This is a genomic window from Neptuniibacter sp. SY11_33 (assembly GCF_047778025.1).
GTDB lineage: Bacteria > Pseudomonadota > Gammaproteobacteria > Pseudomonadales > Balneatricaceae > Neptuniibacter.
Genome location: NZ_CP180543.1, coordinates 2659967 through 2678486, shown reverse-complemented (window position 1 = coordinate 2678486; position 18520 = coordinate 2659967). Strand labels below are relative to the sequence as shown.

Annotated in this window: 16 protein-coding genes; 13 read left to right on the top strand and 3 right to left on the bottom strand. The window is 42.6% G+C overall.

Annotated elements, in window-relative coordinates; genetic code table 11:
• The first annotated feature begins 137 nt into the window (after window positions 1-137).
• The 8 genes from ACMXYV_RS12595 (at window position 138) to ACMXYV_RS12560 (ending at window position 10296) form a co-directional block, all read left to right on the top strand.
• Window positions 138-1397 (top strand): HDOD domain-containing protein, encoded by a 1260-nt coding sequence (locus ACMXYV_RS12595; RefSeq protein ID WP_415888821.1) that lies wholly within the window; start codon window positions 138-140, stop codon window positions 1395-1397.
• Between the two features lie 86 nt (window positions 1398-1483).
• Window positions 1484-2572: a tRNA (uridine(54)-C5)-methyltransferase TrmA gene (gene trmA / locus ACMXYV_RS12590; protein ID WP_415888820.1), complete on the top strand. Its 1089-nt coding sequence runs from the start codon at window positions 1484-1486 to the stop codon at window positions 2570-2572.
• A 131-nt stretch (window positions 2573-2703) separates the two neighbouring features.
• Window positions 2704-6156: an acyl-[ACP]--phospholipid O-acyltransferase gene (locus ACMXYV_RS12585; RefSeq protein WP_415888819.1), complete on the top strand. Its 3453-nt coding sequence runs from the start codon at window positions 2704-2706 to the stop codon at window positions 6154-6156.
• Between the two features lie 201 nt (window positions 6157-6357).
• Window positions 6358-7452 carry an iron-sulfur cluster carrier protein ApbC gene (gene apbC, locus ACMXYV_RS12580; protein ID WP_415888818.1) on the top strand — a complete coding sequence of 365 codons (1095 nt, stop codon included), beginning with the start codon at window positions 6358-6360 and terminating at the stop codon, window positions 7450-7452.
• A 229-nt stretch (window positions 7453-7681) separates the two neighbouring features.
• Window positions 7682-7861: a hypothetical protein gene (locus tag ACMXYV_RS12575; RefSeq protein WP_415881890.1), complete on the top strand. Its 180-nt coding sequence runs from the start codon at window positions 7682-7684 to the stop codon at window positions 7859-7861.
• A gap of 142 nt (window positions 7862-8003) precedes the next feature.
• Window positions 8004-8570: a dCTP deaminase gene (gene dcd, locus ACMXYV_RS12570; RefSeq protein ID WP_415888817.1), complete on the top strand. Its 567-nt coding sequence runs from the start codon at window positions 8004-8006 to the stop codon at window positions 8568-8570.
• Window positions 8571-8604: 34 nt separating this feature from the next.
• Window positions 8605-9249 (top strand): hypothetical protein, encoded by a 645-nt coding sequence (locus ACMXYV_RS12565; protein ID WP_415888816.1) that lies wholly within the window; start codon window positions 8605-8607, stop codon window positions 9247-9249.
• Between the two features lie 240 nt (window positions 9250-9489).
• Window positions 9490-10296 carry a hypothetical protein gene (locus ACMXYV_RS12560; RefSeq protein ID WP_415888815.1) on the top strand — a complete coding sequence of 269 codons (807 nt, stop codon included), beginning with the start codon at window positions 9490-9492 and terminating at the stop codon, window positions 10294-10296.
• Here ACMXYV_RS12560 and ACMXYV_RS12555 read toward each other — a convergent pair.
• Window positions 10293-10604, bottom strand: a complete 312-nt coding sequence (locus ACMXYV_RS12555) for a hypothetical protein (protein ID WP_415888814.1) — start codon at window positions 10602-10604, stop codon at window positions 10293-10295. The genes ACMXYV_RS12560 and ACMXYV_RS12555 overlap by 4 nt on opposite strands.
• Before the next feature lie 186 nt (window positions 10605-10790).
• Here ACMXYV_RS12555 and ACMXYV_RS12550 point away from each other — a divergent pair, with 186 nt between their 5' ends.
• From ACMXYV_RS12550 to ACMXYV_RS12535, 4 genes are all read left to right on the top strand, one after another.
• Window positions 10791-12131 carry a sensor histidine kinase gene (locus ACMXYV_RS12550; protein WP_415888813.1) on the top strand — a complete coding sequence of 447 codons (1341 nt, stop codon included), beginning with the start codon at window positions 10791-10793 and terminating at the stop codon, window positions 12129-12131.
• A 6-nt stretch (window positions 12132-12137) separates the two neighbouring features.
• A complete protein-coding gene (locus ACMXYV_RS12545) occupies window positions 12138-12764 on the top strand; it encodes a response regulator transcription factor (RefSeq protein ID WP_415888812.1) in 627 nt (208 codons plus the stop codon).
• Between the two features lie 66 nt (window positions 12765-12830).
• The gene (locus ACMXYV_RS12540) at window positions 12831-13532 is read left to right on the top strand and encodes a hypothetical protein (RefSeq protein WP_415888811.1); all 702 of its coding nucleotides are present in this window, start codon (window positions 12831-12833) and stop codon (window positions 13530-13532) included.
• A 124-nt stretch (window positions 13533-13656) separates the two neighbouring features.
• Complete coding sequence (locus ACMXYV_RS12535; RefSeq protein WP_415888810.1) at window positions 13657-14112, top strand: hypothetical protein; 456 nt, start codon at window positions 13657-13659, stop codon at window positions 14110-14112.
• Window positions 14113-14167: 55 nt separating this feature from the next.
• On the opposite strand, the gene ACMXYV_RS12530 is transcribed toward ACMXYV_RS12535, so the two are convergent.
• Window positions 14168-16189 carry an HD domain-containing phosphohydrolase gene (locus ACMXYV_RS12530; protein ID WP_415888809.1) on the bottom strand — a complete coding sequence of 674 codons (2022 nt, stop codon included), beginning with the start codon at window positions 16187-16189 and terminating at the stop codon, window positions 14168-14170.
• 53 nt (window positions 16190-16242) lie between these two features.
• Window positions 16243-16875 (bottom strand): transglutaminase-like cysteine peptidase, encoded by a 633-nt coding sequence (locus tag ACMXYV_RS12525; protein ID WP_415888808.1) that lies wholly within the window; start codon window positions 16873-16875, stop codon window positions 16243-16245.
• A 302-nt stretch (window positions 16876-17177) separates the two neighbouring features.
• Between ACMXYV_RS12525 and ACMXYV_RS12520 the strand changes: the two genes are divergently transcribed.
• Window positions 17178-18512 carry a hypothetical protein gene (locus tag ACMXYV_RS12520; protein ID WP_415888807.1) on the top strand — a complete coding sequence of 445 codons (1335 nt, stop codon included), beginning with the start codon at window positions 17178-17180 and terminating at the stop codon, window positions 18510-18512.
• Window positions 18513-18520: the final 8 nt, after the last annotated feature.

Genomic DNA, 18520 nt, shown 5'->3' with positions numbered 1-18520 from the left:
ATAATTAAGTAAGCTTTACGACTGTTCGGTCTGCAGGGATACATGACGTTTTAGCAGGCTGTGTTGGTTAAGGGAGAAGTAAACTCTTAAGAACGTAAAATTTCTTATGTATTCTACGTTCAGCCAAAAGTGATTTTATGCTTACTCACCATACAGAGCTCAATCAGGCTCTGTTTCTGTGTTCTGATGCAACGGATGCCGATACTTTTTTAAGTAAGTTAAAAGGAAATTTCGATTACGCTGTAACCTTGGTTACAGATTGGGGGCAATTGCTTCAATTAGCCCAAGAAAAGCCATATTCCATCATTCTTTTTCATTTAGGTATAGCCACTTCTGAAGAAGAGCTTTCCCAAATTAAAAAGCTCATTGATATCCAGCCTGGGGCTATGCGAGTTGGTCTTTATAAACCGATGAGTATTGCCAAGCGCGTAGCGTTTTCTGAGTGTTGTCATCGTCTCTATCCATTAGACATTGAACCGGCTTTGTTAGGCGAGGGAATTTCGGAAAGTGCTAGAGCTCAACGCATTTTAGGGCAAGACAAAGTCAGAGAGTTGGTCGGAAGCGTCAAAACGTTACCCTCATTACCAGATATCTATCTGGAGCTTAATGAAGCGCTATCTTCTTCAAAAAGTAATGCTCGGACTATTGCAGCTATCATCGAAAAAGATATGGCGATGGCGGCAAAAATCCTACAGCTGGTTAACTCAGCCTGCTTTGTATTGGAAAGAAACATAAGTAGTTTGCAGGAAGCGGTTGCTTTACTCGGTGTGCGAGAAGTGCGTGACTTGGTATTGACCAATAAAGTGTTTGAGCATTTCCCTCAGGACAGTTGTTGGAGTAGTTTTGCGTTTGAACATATCAGGGACCGTTCGGTTCTGGTCGCTGGTTTAGCAAGAGAAATATGTCGTACCGTTAAAGCCTCCCCGATTGTTACAGATCAAGCTTTTCTTGCAGCGCTTTTGCAGGATTTTGGGATGTTGATATTTGCTACCCACGATCCGCAGGGCTATCAAAAGGTGATGCAGGAGGCGAGCGATCTTAATCAGCCTTTGTATGCGGTCGAGAAAATGCGTATGGGGGTCAGTCATACCGAAGCAGGAGCTTATTTACTTTCGCTTTGGAATATTTCTCCTGCGGTAATTGAAACTGTTTTATTCCACCATTTTCCCGCATCGAGCAGGTCAGATGACTTTTCTGCGCTCACCGCTGTACATGTGGCTGATGCGATTTTACCTAATGTCACTAATGTGCTTGGTTGCCAGATATCCAGTCGATTGAGCTATCACTATCTCGAACGTTTAGGTTTAGAAGTTAAAGTGAATCAGTGGCAGCAACTTGCAGGTCGTTATAAATTCTCTCATCCAGGCTGTGGGGGCGTGAAGAGTAGTTTTTCCTGAGTTCCCATCCTGCTAGAATAGACAACTTTAACAAGGGGGATTTATCCCCCTTTTTCTCTGTTTAAAATTCTTTGTTTGAGGCATGAATGTCTATCTCTGTTGTTGAACCCGAAAAGTATCAAGCGCAATTAGCGGTTAAAAAAGAAGCGACTGCTGAACAGTTTGCTGATTTTAATTTGCCAGAGATAGAGGTGTTTGAATCACCAAAGAGTCACTATCGCATGCGTTGTGAGTTTCGTGTTTGGCACGAAGATGATGACCTTTACTATGTGATGTTTGAAAAGGGTAACAAGCACGCCCGTATCCGTATAGATCACTGCCCAATGGTGTCTACACGAATTGAAGAGGTGATGTTTAAACTACTTGAAGATATTCGTCCGAATGAAGTGTTGCGCAGAAAACTGTTTCAGATCGATTTCCTAAGTACGTTAAGCGGCGAACTACTCGTGACGCTGCTTTACCATCGTCCAATCGATGAGACATGGACGGAAGCTGCACGTGAACTTAAAGAGAAATATGATATTCAACTGGTTGGTCGCTCACGCAAAACTAAAATCCTATTAGATCAAGATTTTGTCATCGAGAAGCTCGATATCAATGGTCGAGGTTATATCTATAAGCAGGTCGAAAACAGTTTCTCGCAACCAAACGGCGAAGTGTGTCGTCACATGATCTCCTGGGCATTAGATGCTACTCACAATGCGGGCGGAGATATGGTTGAACTCTATTGTGGTAACGGCAACTTTACCCTGCCTATGGCGCAAAATTTCAGACGAGTTGTAGCGACTGAAATCTCTAAGACATCTGTACGAGCGGCACAGTTTAATATTGAAGAGAACAACATTGATAACGTTGATGTAGTGCGAATTAGTTCAGAAGAGTTTTCTCAAGTATTAAGTGGTGCAGTAGAGAAACGACGTACCAAAGACCTTGGTTTGAAAGAGTGTAACTTTACAACAGTCTTGGTCGATCCACCGCGTTCTGGTCTAGATGATGATACGGTTAAACAAGTTCAAGAGTACGATAATATTCTTTATATTTCTTGTAATCCCGATACATTAGCTGAGAACTTAAAAGTCATCACGCAAACTCATGAGTTGCAGCGTTTTGCGATATTTGACCAGTTTCCTTACACCGATCATCTTGAGTGTGGGGTGTTCTTAAGTAAACGCTAAAGGAATTCCAAGGTTCCTCAAGTATCGAAATATGATACTTTTATCGAAAAGCCGGTTTGAAACCGGCTTTTTTTATAGTCTCAGGGAAATACATAGAGCATACCGTGGCAAGCGGGTTATTGGAGATAACAATGAAAGACCTCTTAAAAATACATGGCTTCACCGCCTTTATCTGCATTGCATTTATCAATGCATTTGTAGACTTAGGGCATAAAATTGTTATCCAAAATACCTTGTTCAAAGCCTATGATGGCGATCTACAAATTTTACTGACCGCAGTTGTGAATGGCTTAATTCTATTGCCATTTATTATGCTGTTTACCCCCTCTGGCTTCCTTGCCGATAAATATCCCAAGAATAACGTCATGCGCATATCGGCATGGGGGGCGGTTGGCATAACCTTGTTAATAACCGCTTGTTATTATATGGGGTTATTTATCCCAGCATTTGCACTGACCTTTATTCTTGCTTTGCAAAGTGCATTCTACTCACCTGCTAAATATGGCTATATCAAAGAGATGGTGGGGACAAATAATCTAAGTGAAGGTAATGCTTGGATTCAGGCGGTGACGATGATCGCTATTCTTAGTGGAATAGTAGTGTTCTCGTTACTTTTCGAGATGCGCTTAGCAGGTATGACCGAAATTACGCCAGAGAAAAGCCTTATTCAAAATGCGCCTCTAGGTTGGATCTTAGTCGCGGGTGCGTTGATAGAGCTCTATCTCGCCTATCAGTTACCACAGTTACGTGAAACTGATCAAACCTCGAAGTTTGATAAATCGGCTTATCTAAAAGGTAAAACGCTTAAAAACAACGTTAAATTGTTACAAGGCAAACGTCCGATCTGGCTAGCAATTATTGGCTTGTCTCTGTTCTGGTCTATTAGCCAAGTTATGTTGGCGGTATTCCCTGCATTTGCTGAAGAGCATCTACAACAGAGCAATACATTTGTGATTCAAGGCACGATGGCGCTTGCGGGAGTGGGCATATTGTTCGGTTCAATCTTGGTTGGCCGCTTTTCTAAACATTATATCAATGTAGGGTTAATCCCTGTGGGTGCTGTCGGCGTAGCCATAGGCTTAATTTTATTGCCTCAGCTTGCCTCTATGTGGATGCAATCCGCTGTATTTTTCGCAATTGGTTTATTTGGTGCGCTGATGTGTGTGCCATTGAATGCTTTGATTCAGTTTCATGCCAGTGAATCAGAAAGTGGACGTGTATTAGCAGGTAGTAATTTTATTCAAAACCTGATGATGCTTGGTTTCCTTGCGATGACAGTTATCTTTGCCTGGAACAGTGTTGATGGTGTGTGGCTGCTATTTCTTTTGGCTGTGATTGGTGTGGCTGGTGCCGTGTTTGCGATTGTGACGTTACCACAGGCTTTCATCCGTCTTCTAGTGATGATGTTGTTTCGTCGTAAGTACAAACTTCAGGTTTTAGGTTTCGAAAATCTACCTGAGTCGGGTAAAGGAACACTCTTACTGGGTAACCATATAAGTTGGTTGGATTGGGCGATCATTCAGATGGCATGCCCAAGGCATATTCACTTTGTCATGGAACGTAGTATCTATGAGCGTTGGTATCTACGTTGGTTCTTAGATATTTATAAAGTTATTCCTATCTCAAAAGGTAAGAGCCGTCAGGCATTGGAGCAGGTGGGTGAGCTTATCAGTGCTGGCGAAGTGGTTTGTCTTTTCCCTGAAGGCGCTATTAGCCATTTAGGTCAGCTCAGTGAGTTTAAGCGCGGTTTTGAAAGAGCCTGTGTTGATGCCCAAGGTGTGATTGTTCCTTTTTATATGCGCGGTTTGTGGGGGAGTCGCTTCTCTCGTTCAACTGACAAAATGAAAGAAATTCGTAATGAATCTGGAAAACGGGATGTCACTGTAGCGTTTGGGGCTCAGATGCCTATCAGCAGTACCGCTGCTGAAGTGAAGAAAAAGGTTTTCGAGTTATCGATTCATACATGGGATCAATACACACAAACGTTGGAGACAATCCCGCAAGCCTTTGTTCGTAGTATGAAGTCGTCTCGTTCAGGTTACGCTATTGCAGATGTTGATGGTGGTCCGGTTAGTCAAACCAAGTTATTAACCGCCTGTGCTTTATTTAAAAAGCGGATTGCCCGGACGGAAGGTAAAAATATTGGTTTATTGGTACCAACATCTAGTGCCGGTGCCATTGCGAATATTGCTTCATTGATGGCAGGTAAAACTGTTGTAAATCTTAACTTCACAGCACCAATCCCTGCTGTTCGATCTGCTTTGGAGCAAGCCGAGGTACAAACGATTGTTACGGCGAAGAAGTTTGTGAAAAAGCTTAAAGCGCGTGGTATCGATCTAGATAGTCTATTTGAAGGCCGAAGAGTGCTTTACATGGAAGATATTAAAGCTGAAATAAGTAAAACGGAGGCGATATTTACTCTAGGTTTAGTTAGCGTTGCTCCTACCTTTATTTTACAGGCTCTGTTATGCAAGCCTTCCCAGCTAGAAGACACAGCAGCGATTCTGTTTTCATCCGGAAGTGAAGGCGCTCCGAAAGGAGTTATGCTTAGCCATCGGAATATTATGGCTAACCTACGACAGACAGCAGATGTGCTTAATGTGCGAAATGATGATTGCATTATGGCAACCTTGCCGTTATTCCATGCATTCGGTTTAACTGTGACCTGCTTTATGCCACTGATCGAAGACATGCCGGTTGTATGTCACCCCGATCCAACCGATGCTGTGAAAATTGGTAAAGGAGTAGCGCGCTACAAAGCGACGCTGATGTGTGCAACGTCGACATTTATGCGTCTGTACGCGCGTAATAAACGTGTGCATCCATTGATGTTTCAATCACTTCGTACTGTGGTTGCAGGCGCTGAGAAGCTCGATCCTAAGGTGCGTGATCTATTTGAAAGTAAGTTCCATGTACCCGTCGTTGAAGGTTACGGATCGACAGAAACAACGCCGGTTGCCAGCACAAACCTGCCTGATTCATTAGATACTGATTGGTGGTCTGTTCAGGTAGGTAACAAACCGGGAACAGTCGGTATGGCACTACCTGGATCAACGTTCCGTATTGTTGACCCTGATACACTTGAAGAACTACCGACGGGTGAAGATGGCTTGATCTTGATTGGTGGTACTCAGATTATGCAAGGTTATCTTAACAATCCTGAGAAGACCGAAGCTGCAGTCGTCGAGATGGATGGTCTACGCTGGTATCGCAGTGGTGATAAAGGCCATGTTGATGAAGATGGCTTCCTGACAATTGTTGACCGTTATAGTCGCTTTGCCAAAATTGGCGGAGAAATGGTGAGCTTAACCTCTGTTGAAGGCCAAATTAGAGAGTTGTTGAATGCTCCTGAGTTACCACTAGTGGCAGTGAATTTGGCTGATGACAAGAAAGGTGAAAAGGTTATTCTGTTGGTTGAAGGCGAGCATGATTCTTCTGCTATGAGAAATCAGTTAATAGAGGGTGGAATGCCTCCTTTAGCGCTCCCTGCAGAAATTTATGCAGTACCTGAAGTACCAGTGCTGGGTAGCGGTAAAACAGATTTTTGTAGTGCGAAAACATTGGCGGAGCAATATGTAGCCTAAAGAAAATAATATCGAAACTATTTTTGTATTCATGGAAAGCGTCTCTTTTCTTACTTCTAAAGAAGGGGGACGTGACAGGGAAAAGTCTGGACAGCCCAAGTATTAAAATGCATTATTCCCACTAAATTACTCGGTTATTATTAAAGAGCATCGCATTCGGCTTATTCCGAGTTAAGTAAGAAATTTTTAGGCGGTATAAAAGTGTCAAATATTGAAGCGCAAATTAACCAAGTTTTAGGTCAGTTTCAGGATGATGTTGCAGCAACGGATCTTGTATCTGCTGGCTTTGTAAAGGCAGTCAAAGCAGAAGGATCAATAGCTAGCGTAGAGTTAGTATTAAGCTATCCATCCAACGGTGTCGCTTCGAAATTACAAGCGGATCTGCAGGCTAAATTATTAGAGATCGGTGGCTTAGATAAATGCGATATTACTATTGGCCACGCTATTGCGGCGAGCCCTAGCCAAAACAGTATTCCAGTTATGGAAGGTGTGAAAAATGTTATCGCGGTTGCTTCAGGTAAAGGTGGTGTTGGTAAATCAACGACTACGGTTAACTTGGCGCTAGCAATGGCAGCTGAGGGGGCTAAAGTCGGTGTTCTTGATGCTGATATCTATGGCCCTAGTCAGGGTATGATGCTGGGCGTTGCAGAAGGAGTTCGTCCGCAGCCTTATGATGAAAAGACATTTAACCCTGTAGAAGCCCATGGCCTTCAATCTATGTCCATGAGTTATCTAATAGAAGATAACACGGCTATGGTTTGGCGTGGTCCTATGGCCGCAGGCGCACTGCAGCAACTGCTAACACAGACTCGTTGGCAAGATCTCGATTATTTATTTATCGATATGCCGCCGGGTACAGGTGATATTCAATTAACACTGTCACAAAAGGTGCCAGTTTCTGGCGCTGTCATCGTTACAACACCACAGGACATTGCTTTACTTGATGCCAAGAAAGGTATCGAGATGTTTCGTAAGGTAGATATCAATGTTCTGGGCGTTGTGGAAAATATGAGTACTCATATTTGTAGTCAGTGTGGTCATAACGAAGCGATCTTTGGCGACGGTGGCGGTGCCGAAATCGCAGAGCTTTACGATACAGAGTTATTAGGAAAGTTACCTTTAGCGCTGACAATTCGTCAACAAGCTGATTCGGGCGCGCCAACGGTTGCTGCAGACCCTGAAGGTGAACACGCGCAGATCTATCGAAAGGTTGCACGTACGCTTGCTGCGAGACTCGCAAAGCATAACGCAGACAATGATATCCGCGTGCCTTCCATTATTGTTGAAGATGACTAAGCAATAACTGAGCTGTTTTGACTCTTTAATAAAGCCCTTTATAGGGCTTTATTTGTTTCTGGTGGTCTTTTTAGATTGGTCGTGTAACACCGTTTTCACACTCGATCTATAAATTGATTCTGATCAAATATCGAACAGATATTTGGGTGGATTCAACAAAGGGGTCTACAATTCAATATTCAAGCTGTATAAATAATAAACACTATAACAATAAGTAAAGGGATGAACGATGGATTATAGAGCAACTGCAAATATAAAAATGATGAAGCCAAAACCCTCCGCTTTAACACGTCGCGAGATGGCTGCAGAGCTTCGCCGTCAGGCAAATACACTACGTGACGAAGGACAAACCGCAGCAGAGTTTTGGTTAGCTGAGCAATATGAGAAGACGGCTAATCTTCTCAACTAGAAGTAATGAAACCTATACAAAATTGAATTGAATTCCCCCTTCAATCAAAAAACGGCCTCATTTGAGGTCGTTTTTTTTGTTCCTTATACGTAAAAAAGGTACAATTGCCGGCTCGAAATTATCACCCGGATGGAAAGCCAATATGGGCATTAAAGCAGATAGCTGGATTCGTCGTATGGCGGATGAAAAAGATATGATTTCACCTTTTGAGCCTGGTCAGGTTCGTGAAGTGGATGGCTCACGCATCGTGTCTTATGGTACTTCCAGTTATGGTTATGATGTTCGTTGTGCAAATGAATTTAAAGTCTTTACCAACATAAATTCATCTATTGTTGACCCAAAAGACTTTGATGATGGTAGCTTTGTCGATATCCAATCGGATGTTTGTATTATCCCGCCTAATTCTTTCGCGCTAGCGCGTACTGTTGAGTATTTCAAAATTCCACGTGATGTTTTAACTATCTGTCTAGGTAAAAGCACTTATGCTCGTTGCGGCATCATCGTGAACGTAACACCCTTAGAGCCTGAGTGGGAAGGGCACGTTACCCTAGAGTTTTCCAATACTACGCCACTACCGGCAAAAATTTATGCCAATGAAGGTGTTGCACAGATGCTATTCCTTCAGGGGGATGAAGTCTGTGAAACATCATACAAAGACCGCGATGGTAAATATCAAGGTCAGACAGGTGTAGTCGTTCCACGCACTTAAGATTTACCGCACGAAGTAATAAGCGCACCCGCTAATGATTTTAGATCGAAAACAGATAAGCTCCTTCTGGGAGCAGCTGCAGGATACAATTGAGCAGTTGCTGTCTAGCCGTAGTGATGACCGTTTTGATGCTGAGCCTCTTTTGACTCAGTATCGCGAGCAGTTACAGAAGATTGATCGTAATCTTACGTTCCATTTTCAAAGTGATGAAGATCAAAATGGAGCAATCGAAATGGTATTCGGTTGCGACGGCTTTCCAGAGTCCATCCAGTCGGTCTTGAGCCTGATTGGTGCTGCGCCAGACCTTACAGGTATTGAGTTTAAAGCGTTTAATAATCGCTATGACCCAGTACCGCTGACGATCAATATCGGCGATGAATTTTGTGAACTATCGGATTTTTGGTTCCGCATAGTGATCGTGGAAAAGCGCCTTCATCTGGAGATTTATCTGGAAGATGCGCCAAAAGTGCTGGATATGGATCCGCGAGTTGAAGCCGTTATGATCTTCCTTGATGCATTGATCGGCGAGTACGAGCTGATGACGCGCGTTTGGGCATTGGATTGGTTTGAACTGCCAACGTCGCCAGAGGATTATGGTTTGACTAAGCTAGTTGATCTGCGTGAGCGTTTTGATGAGCTTAAGCAAGGTGTTGCACCTATAGGAATGACGCTTCACTAGAAGAAAGCCTGTCAATAACTACCCAATATGACAGGCTGCTTTCTTTGCTCTAATTGTCCGATAAAATATAGATACTGCCTTCTTCCTCTTCGGTCGGCTTGTCAGAGCCCTGTTTCCATGCGCGCATTTTTTGATTTCCTTAAGTTTTTTTGTTGCTTCCTTAGTAACAATCGACCATTGTCATAGTAACCTTAGTGTTAAATGCTAATCTTGCAAATAAATTTATAAATTAGGTGCCTTATGAGTGGATTACTGACAGCTTTGCTGGAAGATGTGCGTGCAGAATATGTGGCACGAATGCAGGCAACTGGTTGTTCAGAACCTTATTTAACAGCAGAGCGTTTGTGCCATGAGGTTCTATTTATTGAAGCGGATAGGCTAGCTGAGATTATTGAACAAGATCCGACCTTACTTGCTGCACGTGCAGGTGATCTGATCATGAATCGCCAAGAAAGCGAAAACCCTTCTGTCGGAGTCATCATTTGCTGCAATATTTTAGCTGCAGCTCTAGAGGGATTGTTAGCCGTTGCTGTCGAGCGAGAGTGGCTTGATATTGATGAAGAGGGCAATGTCTTGGTAGATGAGGAGGAGTTGAATCAAGACTCTCAATACTCAATCGATGTTGACTACAGTACTTCTGAGGTTGCTACTCGCAATATCGCTTTAGGTGGCGTGAGTAAACTCTCCGGTATTTTTTCTGCAGCGGAATCTGCATTTTTAGATGCGTTGCAGGAAAACTCTCGTAGTAAAGATGCCTATCAACAAGCGCTCGATATCTCCTCTGATTACTCTGTCTTTGCTCCTGAAGAGATAGCACCTTTAGTTGCAGAGAACCCGTTGTTATTAGGGCTTCGACCGGAAGATTTAATCGACGAAGATCTGTTCGACGGTGATCCACCTGCAGGCTTGATTATTAGCGCTCACCTTACTCAGATGATGTTACAGCAGATGTTGGAGTTAGGTGTAGAGCATGGTGTATTAGTACTGGATAGTAGTGGCCACATCATCGTTCCAGATGAACCTAAAGAGCCGCCAACCCTTCATTAGACTGTAATATGTAATCTATGCGCGGCTGAATGATGTTTGATTTTTAGTTCGCGCTTACCATCATACTGGTAAATCTCTAACTCGCGTGGTTTTGTTTCTCCGTTGTACAGTTCCGATGCCCGTTCGGTAATATGACGATATATCTCCACAAGTTCTTTTTTTTGTGTTACTTGATGAGCTTTCAGTAAAACTGCCTTGAATTCAGCATTCTCTCTTTTTTCCGGAATACTAATATGCCTGTTCTCAGCATGTACGGGTTTGCTGGGATAGACAGGGGCTATCTGCTGGGTAGACAATGCTATTTTCACAAGACTGATCCTAGGTAATAGTTATTCTTATAGTAGGAAATAGGGTCTAAACCGAAAATATGCATATACCCATATGGGGTTTGTAAAAATAGAGTCAAAATCGTGGTAAAGAATTCAGAAATAGGATTTTTTCAATATAAGTTGGGACGCAAGCTTGTCCTACGAGTGGTGCTGTTTAGCTCCTTAGTGACATTAATTCTCACGGCTATTCAGTTTGGCTTTGAATTTCGTCAACTGACTCGTAAGTTAGATCAGGTGCCACAATTTATTGAAACAACCATGTCTCCAGCAATTGCAGAATCAATCTGGAAAGATGATAGGGCACAGCTGCATAAGCTGCTTCAAGGGATCAATCAGTTAGAATTTGTAGATGCAAATAAACTGCATTTGGCTGATGGTGAGCGTTTGGAGTATGTTGCCAATGAATCTATAAACTCAAGAAGCTACCCTATTAATATCCTGCGTGAAGGGGAAAAACTTGGGGCTATAGAGCTAGTCGTTAGTATCGACGCAATATTTAGTCATATGCTTGGTCAGCTCTATATTATTCTTATCAAAAATGGCTTTAAAACAGCATTTGTTGTTTTCTTTATGTTTATGCTTTTTCGCAGTCTGGTAGGTCAACACCTTTTGAGGATGATCAACTTTATGAAGCAGCAGAAAGAGGGGACTGATCAACCTGTTTTGAATCTAGATCGAACTCAGAATGAACAAGAGGATGAGCTAGATGAACTCGCCGATGCATTTAACCAGTTGATCCAGCGTATAGAAGAGGAAAATAGAGCTAGGCTTCATGAGATTAATCAAAGACAGGAAGCTGAAAGCCAAATTGTGCATTTAGAGCGAGTGGGCACTATGGGCCAGCTGGCTACTGGGTTAGCTCATGAACTGAATCAACCTCTAGCTGGCATTATGGGATACTCTGATATCGCCTTGCGCTTAAGCAAGCAGGGTAATGCTGATCCAAAATTACTTGAATGTCTTACTAAAATTGGCGATGAAGCAGAACGATCCGCCAAAATTATTCAGCGTACACGGTCTTTTATCCGTCGAGAGCCAGCCAAAGAAGACATCATTAATTTCACCGACGTTATCCAAGAGAGTATGGATATTATGTCCCATCGAGCGTTGCAAGCTGGTGTTGAAGTGGAATTTAATCAGACAGAAACGGCTTGGATTCAAATGAGCCGAACCCAGATGCAACAAGTGTTGGTCAACCTGATTAACAATGCTGTAGAGGTGTTAGAGAATCAAGCGGATGCCAGAATTGAGTTGACCCTGTATAAGGAAGATGGGCATATCTGCTTATCCGTACTAGATAATGGCCCGGGTTTTGATACAGAAATACAAGCGCACTTGTTTGAACCCTTTAGAACCACCAAGGAAAGTGGTTTGGGATTAGGGCTAGTTATTTGTAGAAACTTAATTGAAGCGGCTAAAGGTAAGTTGACAGCCGGGAACCATTCGCTAAAAGGAGCGGAGTTTATTATCCGTTTACCCGTTGTTGAAGAAAAGGAAGTTGAGTAGAGCGCTATGACAGAAAATCAGAAAGGTACAGTGTTTGTAGTCGACGATGATGCCATGCTTAGGGATATGATCCGCATGATGGCTGAATCCGATGGCTACGAGGTGCGTGACTTTATCGATGCGACTAGTTTTCTCGATGCTTTTGATGCTGAGCAGCCAGGATGTTTGGTTTTAGATATTCGAATGCCGGGTATGAGCGGACTTGCTTTGCAAGATGAATTGATCAAACGAAAGGCTCTGATCCCAATTATCTTCATCACTGGTCATGGTGATGTTGAAATGGCGGTAGAATGTATTCAAAAAGGCGCTTTGGATTTTCTTGAAAAGCCTTTCCGAGAAGCAAAGTTACTAGAGAAAATCGAGCAAGCGATTCTAAGTGATCAGCAATCTAGAGAAGAGCTAGCTGAGAAATCCTTAGTACAGCAGCGCTTAGAGTCACTGACGGCAAGAGAAAAAGAGATAATGCATCTTGTCGCTCAAGGCTGCGCTAATAAAGTGATTGCTATCGATCTTGGGATTGCTCAAGGTACAGTTGAGATCCATCGTTCCAGAGTAATGCATAAATTGGGCGTAAGAAGTGTTGCCCAGTTAATGCGCTTGTTACTCGTCGCGGGAATGTTAGAAGATCGTTAATCATTGGTTTTTCTATGCAAGGACTTACAATCCTTAAATAGGTTTATTTGCTAAGTGGATTTTTGGATGCGCATAGATAAAAGGCTTTTGCTTTTACCTTTATGTCTTTTTGCCCTAGCTGGTTGCGTTACACAGCAATCTAAGCCTTCTTCTGAAGGCATGTATAAACCGCACCCATGGGTAGATACAGCTAAAATTTGGCGACACCCACAAGTGACGGAAGAGCAAATTGCTGGCTACTCTCAGATAGAGGTTGTGGGTGTTGAAGTCGATCGAACAGGCCAATTTGTAGGTGTGACTGCAGCTGATATAGCTAAGGTTCAAAGTGTCTTTCCTAAACTCTTGAACCAAAAATTGAATTACAATCAAACCCCAAACTCTTCTGGCAAGTCGGTATTCAACGCTGGAGAAAAATTGAATGTGAAGGTGATGTTACTGGATGCTCAGCGTCTTGAGCCTGGAATGACAGCCAGAGATTTTATCCCTATTCGATTGATCTATAAGGCAGGAAAGGAAGCTTATAACGGTATTGCCGGAAACGAAGAGACTATTTTTGTCGCGGGAATCAGGCTGGATTTATATGATGGAGCCTCTGATCAAATGTTGCTCTCAATTGAGGATAGGTTAGAAGGTGACGTTGAAACTTGGTCAGGGAACAAACGTGATTTTCACGATATAGATGAACTTTTACAAATGTGGGCTGATCGCTTTCAAGGGAACCTTTTAAAGTTACGAAAGAGAGCCAATATGATCGAAGAGCGATCTTAAAACAGTTTAAACCCTATACCGGTCAGTGGCACTGGCCATTGTATATACTTTCCGGTATATCCCCACCTCTCTTCAACGATTATCATTTTTCCAACTTAATCATTTACTGAGTTGGAGAAAGATCATGAACATCAAAAGTTATCTTGTAATTGCTCTGACAGCTACTGCAATAACCGCGGCGTTACCTGTGGTAGATGCTAAGGTTGATGGGGTAAATTTCGGCGGATCTGCTCAGGCCGATTGGGAAGATAATGACGAAGCACGCCAGGCGGCCCGAAGAACAGCGCGAAGAATGGATCGCCGTGACGATGCTCGTGATGCGCAACCGGTTACTGCGCTGCCGGGTGGTTGTTACACGCAGGTTATATCAGGTATAGCTTATCAAAACTGTAATGGTGTTCTGTATCAGCAAGTTCCGGGGCAGGTGAGTTACGTGGTGGTTCAACCGGCAGGGATCTTAAATACCTTGCCCGCGGGATGTATATCTAAAACATTGGGTAACTCGATGTTTTTCGAATGCGGAGCCCAAGTCTACAAAGCTGTTGTGATGAATGGATCGACTGTTTATCAATTACAGTAAGGTTAAAAAGCAAAAGGCCTTTCTGGATCAGAGAAAGGCCTTAGTTTATGCATTGTTACCCTAGGTCGATTTTATTTTCGATAACATGGAATAGTGAAGCAACTACTTGTCTATCGTATCGAGTTCCAGCATCTTGAAGTAGGGTATCTAGCGCCGTTTCTACCGGTAAGCTTTCACGGTAGGCTCGAGGGCTAATCATAGCTACAAAGTCATTTGCGGTGGTCAGAATACGGGCATGTATAGCTAGCTGCTCAGCACTTAAACCATTCATGCCAGAGCCATCTAAGTATTCATGTTTTTGCGTGATTGTATCTAATACAGGCCCTTCGAATTCGATATTAGCTAGTATCTCTTTCGCGTAATCCACTTCTTTAAGTACGATCTGTTTTTCTTCATCGCTGAGCTTACCCGTTTTGGTCAGTAGCGCTTGAGGAATCGACAACTTACCTAAGTTACACAAGTTGGCTGCGATCTCTACCGTGGATAGATCGATATCTGATAGCTCCATGGCTTCGGCGATAGCGACTGCGACTTGTGCAGTTTTTTGAGAGTGATTTGCTGAGTAGGGATCGTGCAAGTCAATCGCATGCATCAGAGACTGCATGATCTGTTGTAGTAGACGAGTTTGCTGTGCTTGATGAGCTTCTATCAGGGTTATGTCATGGAAGTGGATCATGACTGCCGATTTGTAACCATAAACCATCGGAATCAGATGGATGGTAAAGGTTGTCAGTTCCCCTTTAAGTTCTAGTGCATGCTTCTCGTTTAACTCAATTTGTTGTTTAAAGCATTGCTCAGCAAGTGGTGTTAGATATTTTGCGTAGTGACTGCCTAGAATTGAATTTAAATTTTTACCCACACTATCTTCGGCAGGGATCGATACTTTATCTGCAAGTGCTCGGTTAATGAAAGATAGCTGTAGTGATTCGTCGAGAATCAACACCATATCGGCCGTGTTGTCATTAATAGCATCAAGCAGATTGGTTTTTTCCTCTAACGCGTGTGTTGTCGTTAGGAGTGTTTCATTGTCCTGACGAGCTCTAATCAGATTGCCATACCAACCCGCTCCAACTAGCAGAGCAAGCATGGCAAATGTACCAAGCACAAGCATTGTCTGTAGGTCAGATTGCTTTTTTATGGTTTGACCAATTGCGTCCTCATGATCAACCTTAATGATTAAACGCATATTGGTATCAGCAATACTTCGACCGACGGCTAGAACTTTATTTTCGCGGTAATCATTGGCTTGAATAAACTCACCAGGGGAGTGAAACGCTATAGCAGAAGCATTAGGGCTATTAAGCGCTACACGCTTTTGTAGAGGTGTCGATGAGTCCTGACGTAACGGGCTTGCATAAGCGATGCCATTGTTGCTTTGTTGAAGAAGAGCAGACTCTAGAGATTGAAGCGTGACGCTAAAATTCTTCAATAATCCGTAGAGCTCTTTATTGGGATCTTTTATGCCAACAAGGTAACCCAACGTTTGGCCTTCTTTCCCTAATTGAGGTAAACCAGAAATGGAAGTGACAAAACCAATTTGAGCAACATTATTATCATTTAGCCAAATTTCAGTTGTGATAACTTGCTGTTTGTCATCCAGTTGCTTGATGGCTGCCTTTAACGTTTTTGATAGCTTGCTAAGGCCAGCAGTACCGGCAATCAGATTTAAATTTTCATCATATAGCGCTAGAGAACTGTTTGCGATAACACGTAGGTTTGCATTTACGCTCTGGCGGTTCTTGTCTGTATAACCTTCTCTATTAGATGTTGCGATGATCAAGTTACGTAAATAATCGATTTGAGCGGAAGCTTCGCGTGCTTCAGTGGACTGTTCGGTTAAACGTTGTAAATAAAGTCGAACCGAATTATTGCTTGCAACTTCTTTTAGAGGTGCTGCGGTAGCAAAAATCCAGCGGGATACACTCAAGCTTTGATTATCTGCTAGGGCAGAGAGCGTTGTCTGCCAGTGGGAAATGTTTTGTTGGGTCTGCTGAGAAGTGAAACGCTCAATTAAGGCTAAGCAAATAAGGAAAATAAGTATCAGGCTGATTATTCCGGTTACTAAAGCGCGTTTCATTGTTTATTACCAAATAATTGTTTTAAGTTTTATTCCCAAGGGGGCAGCCAGTCTTAAAAAACTGGCATATGTAACCACCAACGATGTTCATTAACTGTGTATAACGGAATGTAGTGCTTAATGTTTCGGTGCGAAATAATACTACGGCTTTGATTATCTAATATTAGTTCATCACCACCGTATTTAACGGCTAGGACTGCATGTCCAATTCTTAAATTTGTGTCTTGTAAAACGACAATTCTCATCTCCTCATTGCTAAAACCTAATAAGCGAAGGGAGAAAAATTTAGTTAAAGAATAATCTTCACAGTCACCACTGCGGGATAAAAATTCACGAACTACCGCCCAGTAGTCTTCCTTGCCATAGTTATCAATATCTAGGATATAGGGCTTTTGATTTGCGAATCGATTAACTTTTTCAAGTTGTTGTCGTTTAGGTAGGTGACGAATGCTATTGAGAAAGCGATACCAAGGTTTTAGATTACATAATCCAGACTGTTTGCAGATCTCTTCCGGTGTGTCTTCGCGAAGATGGCGTTCCATATAGTTTAGCCAGTCGGGAAGTTCATTTAACGAGCGTTGAGGTAGTTCTTGGGTGCCAAAGAGCCCTGCATAGCCCAAGTTACTGATAAAAAGGCTAAAAAGCAGAGTGAAAGTTGTCAAAGGTTTAAACGGTAATCGTTTCATCCTGAATTTTTGTTACCAATTTTGGAGATTACTTAAGGATATCTGAGAACCCGAGAAATGACACCTACCCCACACATTTTCAAGTTATAAATGCCGTAGTTATTGATGTGACTACAAAATTCTATATCAGTTTCATGGACGTTACTGAAAATCCTACAAATCATAATAAACGTGAAAAAATATACTGTTCATATATTGAACAGTGGTTGGCTTGTTTGTCTATTCTTAAATACAGATTGTCAGGAGATCTGCATGGGTTAAGGGAAGATGTATGAAGAAGGCAGGCCACGTGGGGGTGAGTCATGGAATTTCAAAAAGTTACGTTAGCAGCACTTATTGCTGCATTGATGTTTTCGCCAGTACAGGCGAATCAGGAGAAAGATGAAGAAGAAAAAGATTCAGTAACGGAATGGGGCCCTTGGGCATTACCAGTACCAACTGCAGCAGGTCCAGAGGTTGCTATAAACCCTCTTTTATTTGCAGGCGGTTCCGGGCCTGAGCATGTGTTCTTTGATCCCGATTTAGATATACCCGAAGATGTTGAAGAAGGTTGTCAGCCGGGGACTTTCTGCGGCTATGCCAGTTACTATTCTTTCTTTAGGCAATATGAAGAGATAGAAGAGGAACCTCAGATTAATGGCTTTGATGGTGGGGAAGGAGGAGAGCCGCGCTCGAAAAAAGGGCGTCCTCGCACAAATTTCAGCTTTGTTCCAGTGAGTGCCAGCTTTTTTGCAGAATTTATAGAAGGTGATGAAAATACTGATGGCGGTGAAGGATATCAGTTTGGTGTGTTTCCTGGTGGAGACTCTTCATTGTATCCGGACATTGATTCAATTCTTTTAGAAAACTATAACTCTTACTTTGCTTATGATCATGCTGATGAAGAAAGCCGGTTCGATGCAATGAGTTTTCTGACATTGTCTTCTCGTTATCATTATCGAAATGGTCCAGTCGCGCATGGGTATTGGTTAAGTGTTCGTACGGACGAAGAGTTATTTGACGCGGATGGTGCTGAAGGGCGCACTATGCCAAAATTTGTAAAACATGCTTTTAAGTATATCAATAAACATACAGGGCGCCCTGAAACGATTAGTGCTTATGTTGGTAGTTATGTGTTTGGGCAGACATCTACTTTAGCTGATTTAGACATCCTTATTGATAATCTTTCCGAGTTTAATGAAGGCGGAGATCTAATAGCCAATTACCATGGTTATACGGCGATGGGTGCTCATGTTCATCTCGATGTGAATTTTTCTAATTCTTCGTGGGGGGGAAGCGTAAATTATGGTTCCGATGGATATGTATCAGTGTATAACAGTGAAAACGGTACCAGCGTTCTAGGGCAGGTAGGTTTTAATGTCGCAGGAGGAACTATAGATGGCATCAATTTAACTGCTGGCTCTTCTCAATTGTCTGCTAATGACGGCACTGTCACGGGGAGTGTTACAGCTTCTTTCTTTGGGGAGGGAGCAAGCCATATAGGTGGTGTAGCGGAAATAGTAAAAACTAAGGGGATTTCAGAGATTGAGTCGGAGTTCCCGCAGGTTCAAGTGCCTAAAGAATACGGCGGTCCAATGTATGAAGATGGAACGCATGTTACTACCTTTAGTGCTTCGCATTATGGTGATGATATATAAAACCTTAG

What these genes read in the sequence shown, in the direction of transcription:
- trmA (WP_415888820.1), top strand. Translation starts at nt 1,484, where the DNA reads ATGTCTATCTCTGTTGTTGAACCCGAAAAGTATCAAGCGCAATTAGCG.
- ACMXYV_RS12540 (WP_415888811.1), top strand. Translation starts at nt 12,831, where the DNA reads ATGCGCATAGATAAAAGGCTTTTGCTTTTACCTTTATGTCTTTTTGCC.
- ACMXYV_RS12520 (WP_415888807.1), top strand. Translation starts at nt 17,178, where the DNA reads ATGGAATTTCAAAAAGTTACGTTAGCAGCACTTATTGCTGCATTGATG.
- ACMXYV_RS12545 (WP_415888812.1), top strand. Translation starts at nt 12,138, where the DNA reads ATGACAGAAAATCAGAAAGGTACAGTGTTTGTAGTCGACGATGATGCC.
- ACMXYV_RS12530 (WP_415888809.1), bottom strand. Translation starts at nt 16,189, where the DNA reads ATGAAACGCGCTTTAGTAACCGGAATAATCAGCCTGATACTTATTTTC.
- ACMXYV_RS12585 (WP_415888819.1), top strand. Translation starts at nt 2,704, where the DNA reads ATGAAAGACCTCTTAAAAATACATGGCTTCACCGCCTTTATCTGCATT.
- ACMXYV_RS12575 (WP_415881890.1), top strand. Translation starts at nt 7,682, where the DNA reads ATGGATTATAGAGCAACTGCAAATATAAAAATGATGAAGCCAAAACCC.
- ACMXYV_RS12595 (WP_415888821.1), top strand. Translation starts at nt 138, where the DNA reads ATGCTTACTCACCATACAGAGCTCAATCAGGCTCTGTTTCTGTGTTCT.
- ACMXYV_RS12525 (WP_415888808.1), bottom strand. Translation starts at nt 16,875, where the DNA reads ATGAAACGATTACCGTTTAAACCTTTGACAACTTTCACTCTGCTTTTT.
- dcd (WP_415888817.1), top strand. Translation starts at nt 8,004, where the DNA reads ATGGGCATTAAAGCAGATAGCTGGATTCGTCGTATGGCGGATGAAAAA.
- ACMXYV_RS12565 (WP_415888816.1), top strand. Translation starts at nt 8,605, where the DNA reads ATGATTTTAGATCGAAAACAGATAAGCTCCTTCTGGGAGCAGCTGCAG.
- ACMXYV_RS12560 (WP_415888815.1), top strand. Translation starts at nt 9,490, where the DNA reads ATGAGTGGATTACTGACAGCTTTGCTGGAAGATGTGCGTGCAGAATAT.
- ACMXYV_RS12535 (WP_415888810.1), top strand. Translation starts at nt 13,657, where the DNA reads ATGAACATCAAAAGTTATCTTGTAATTGCTCTGACAGCTACTGCAATA.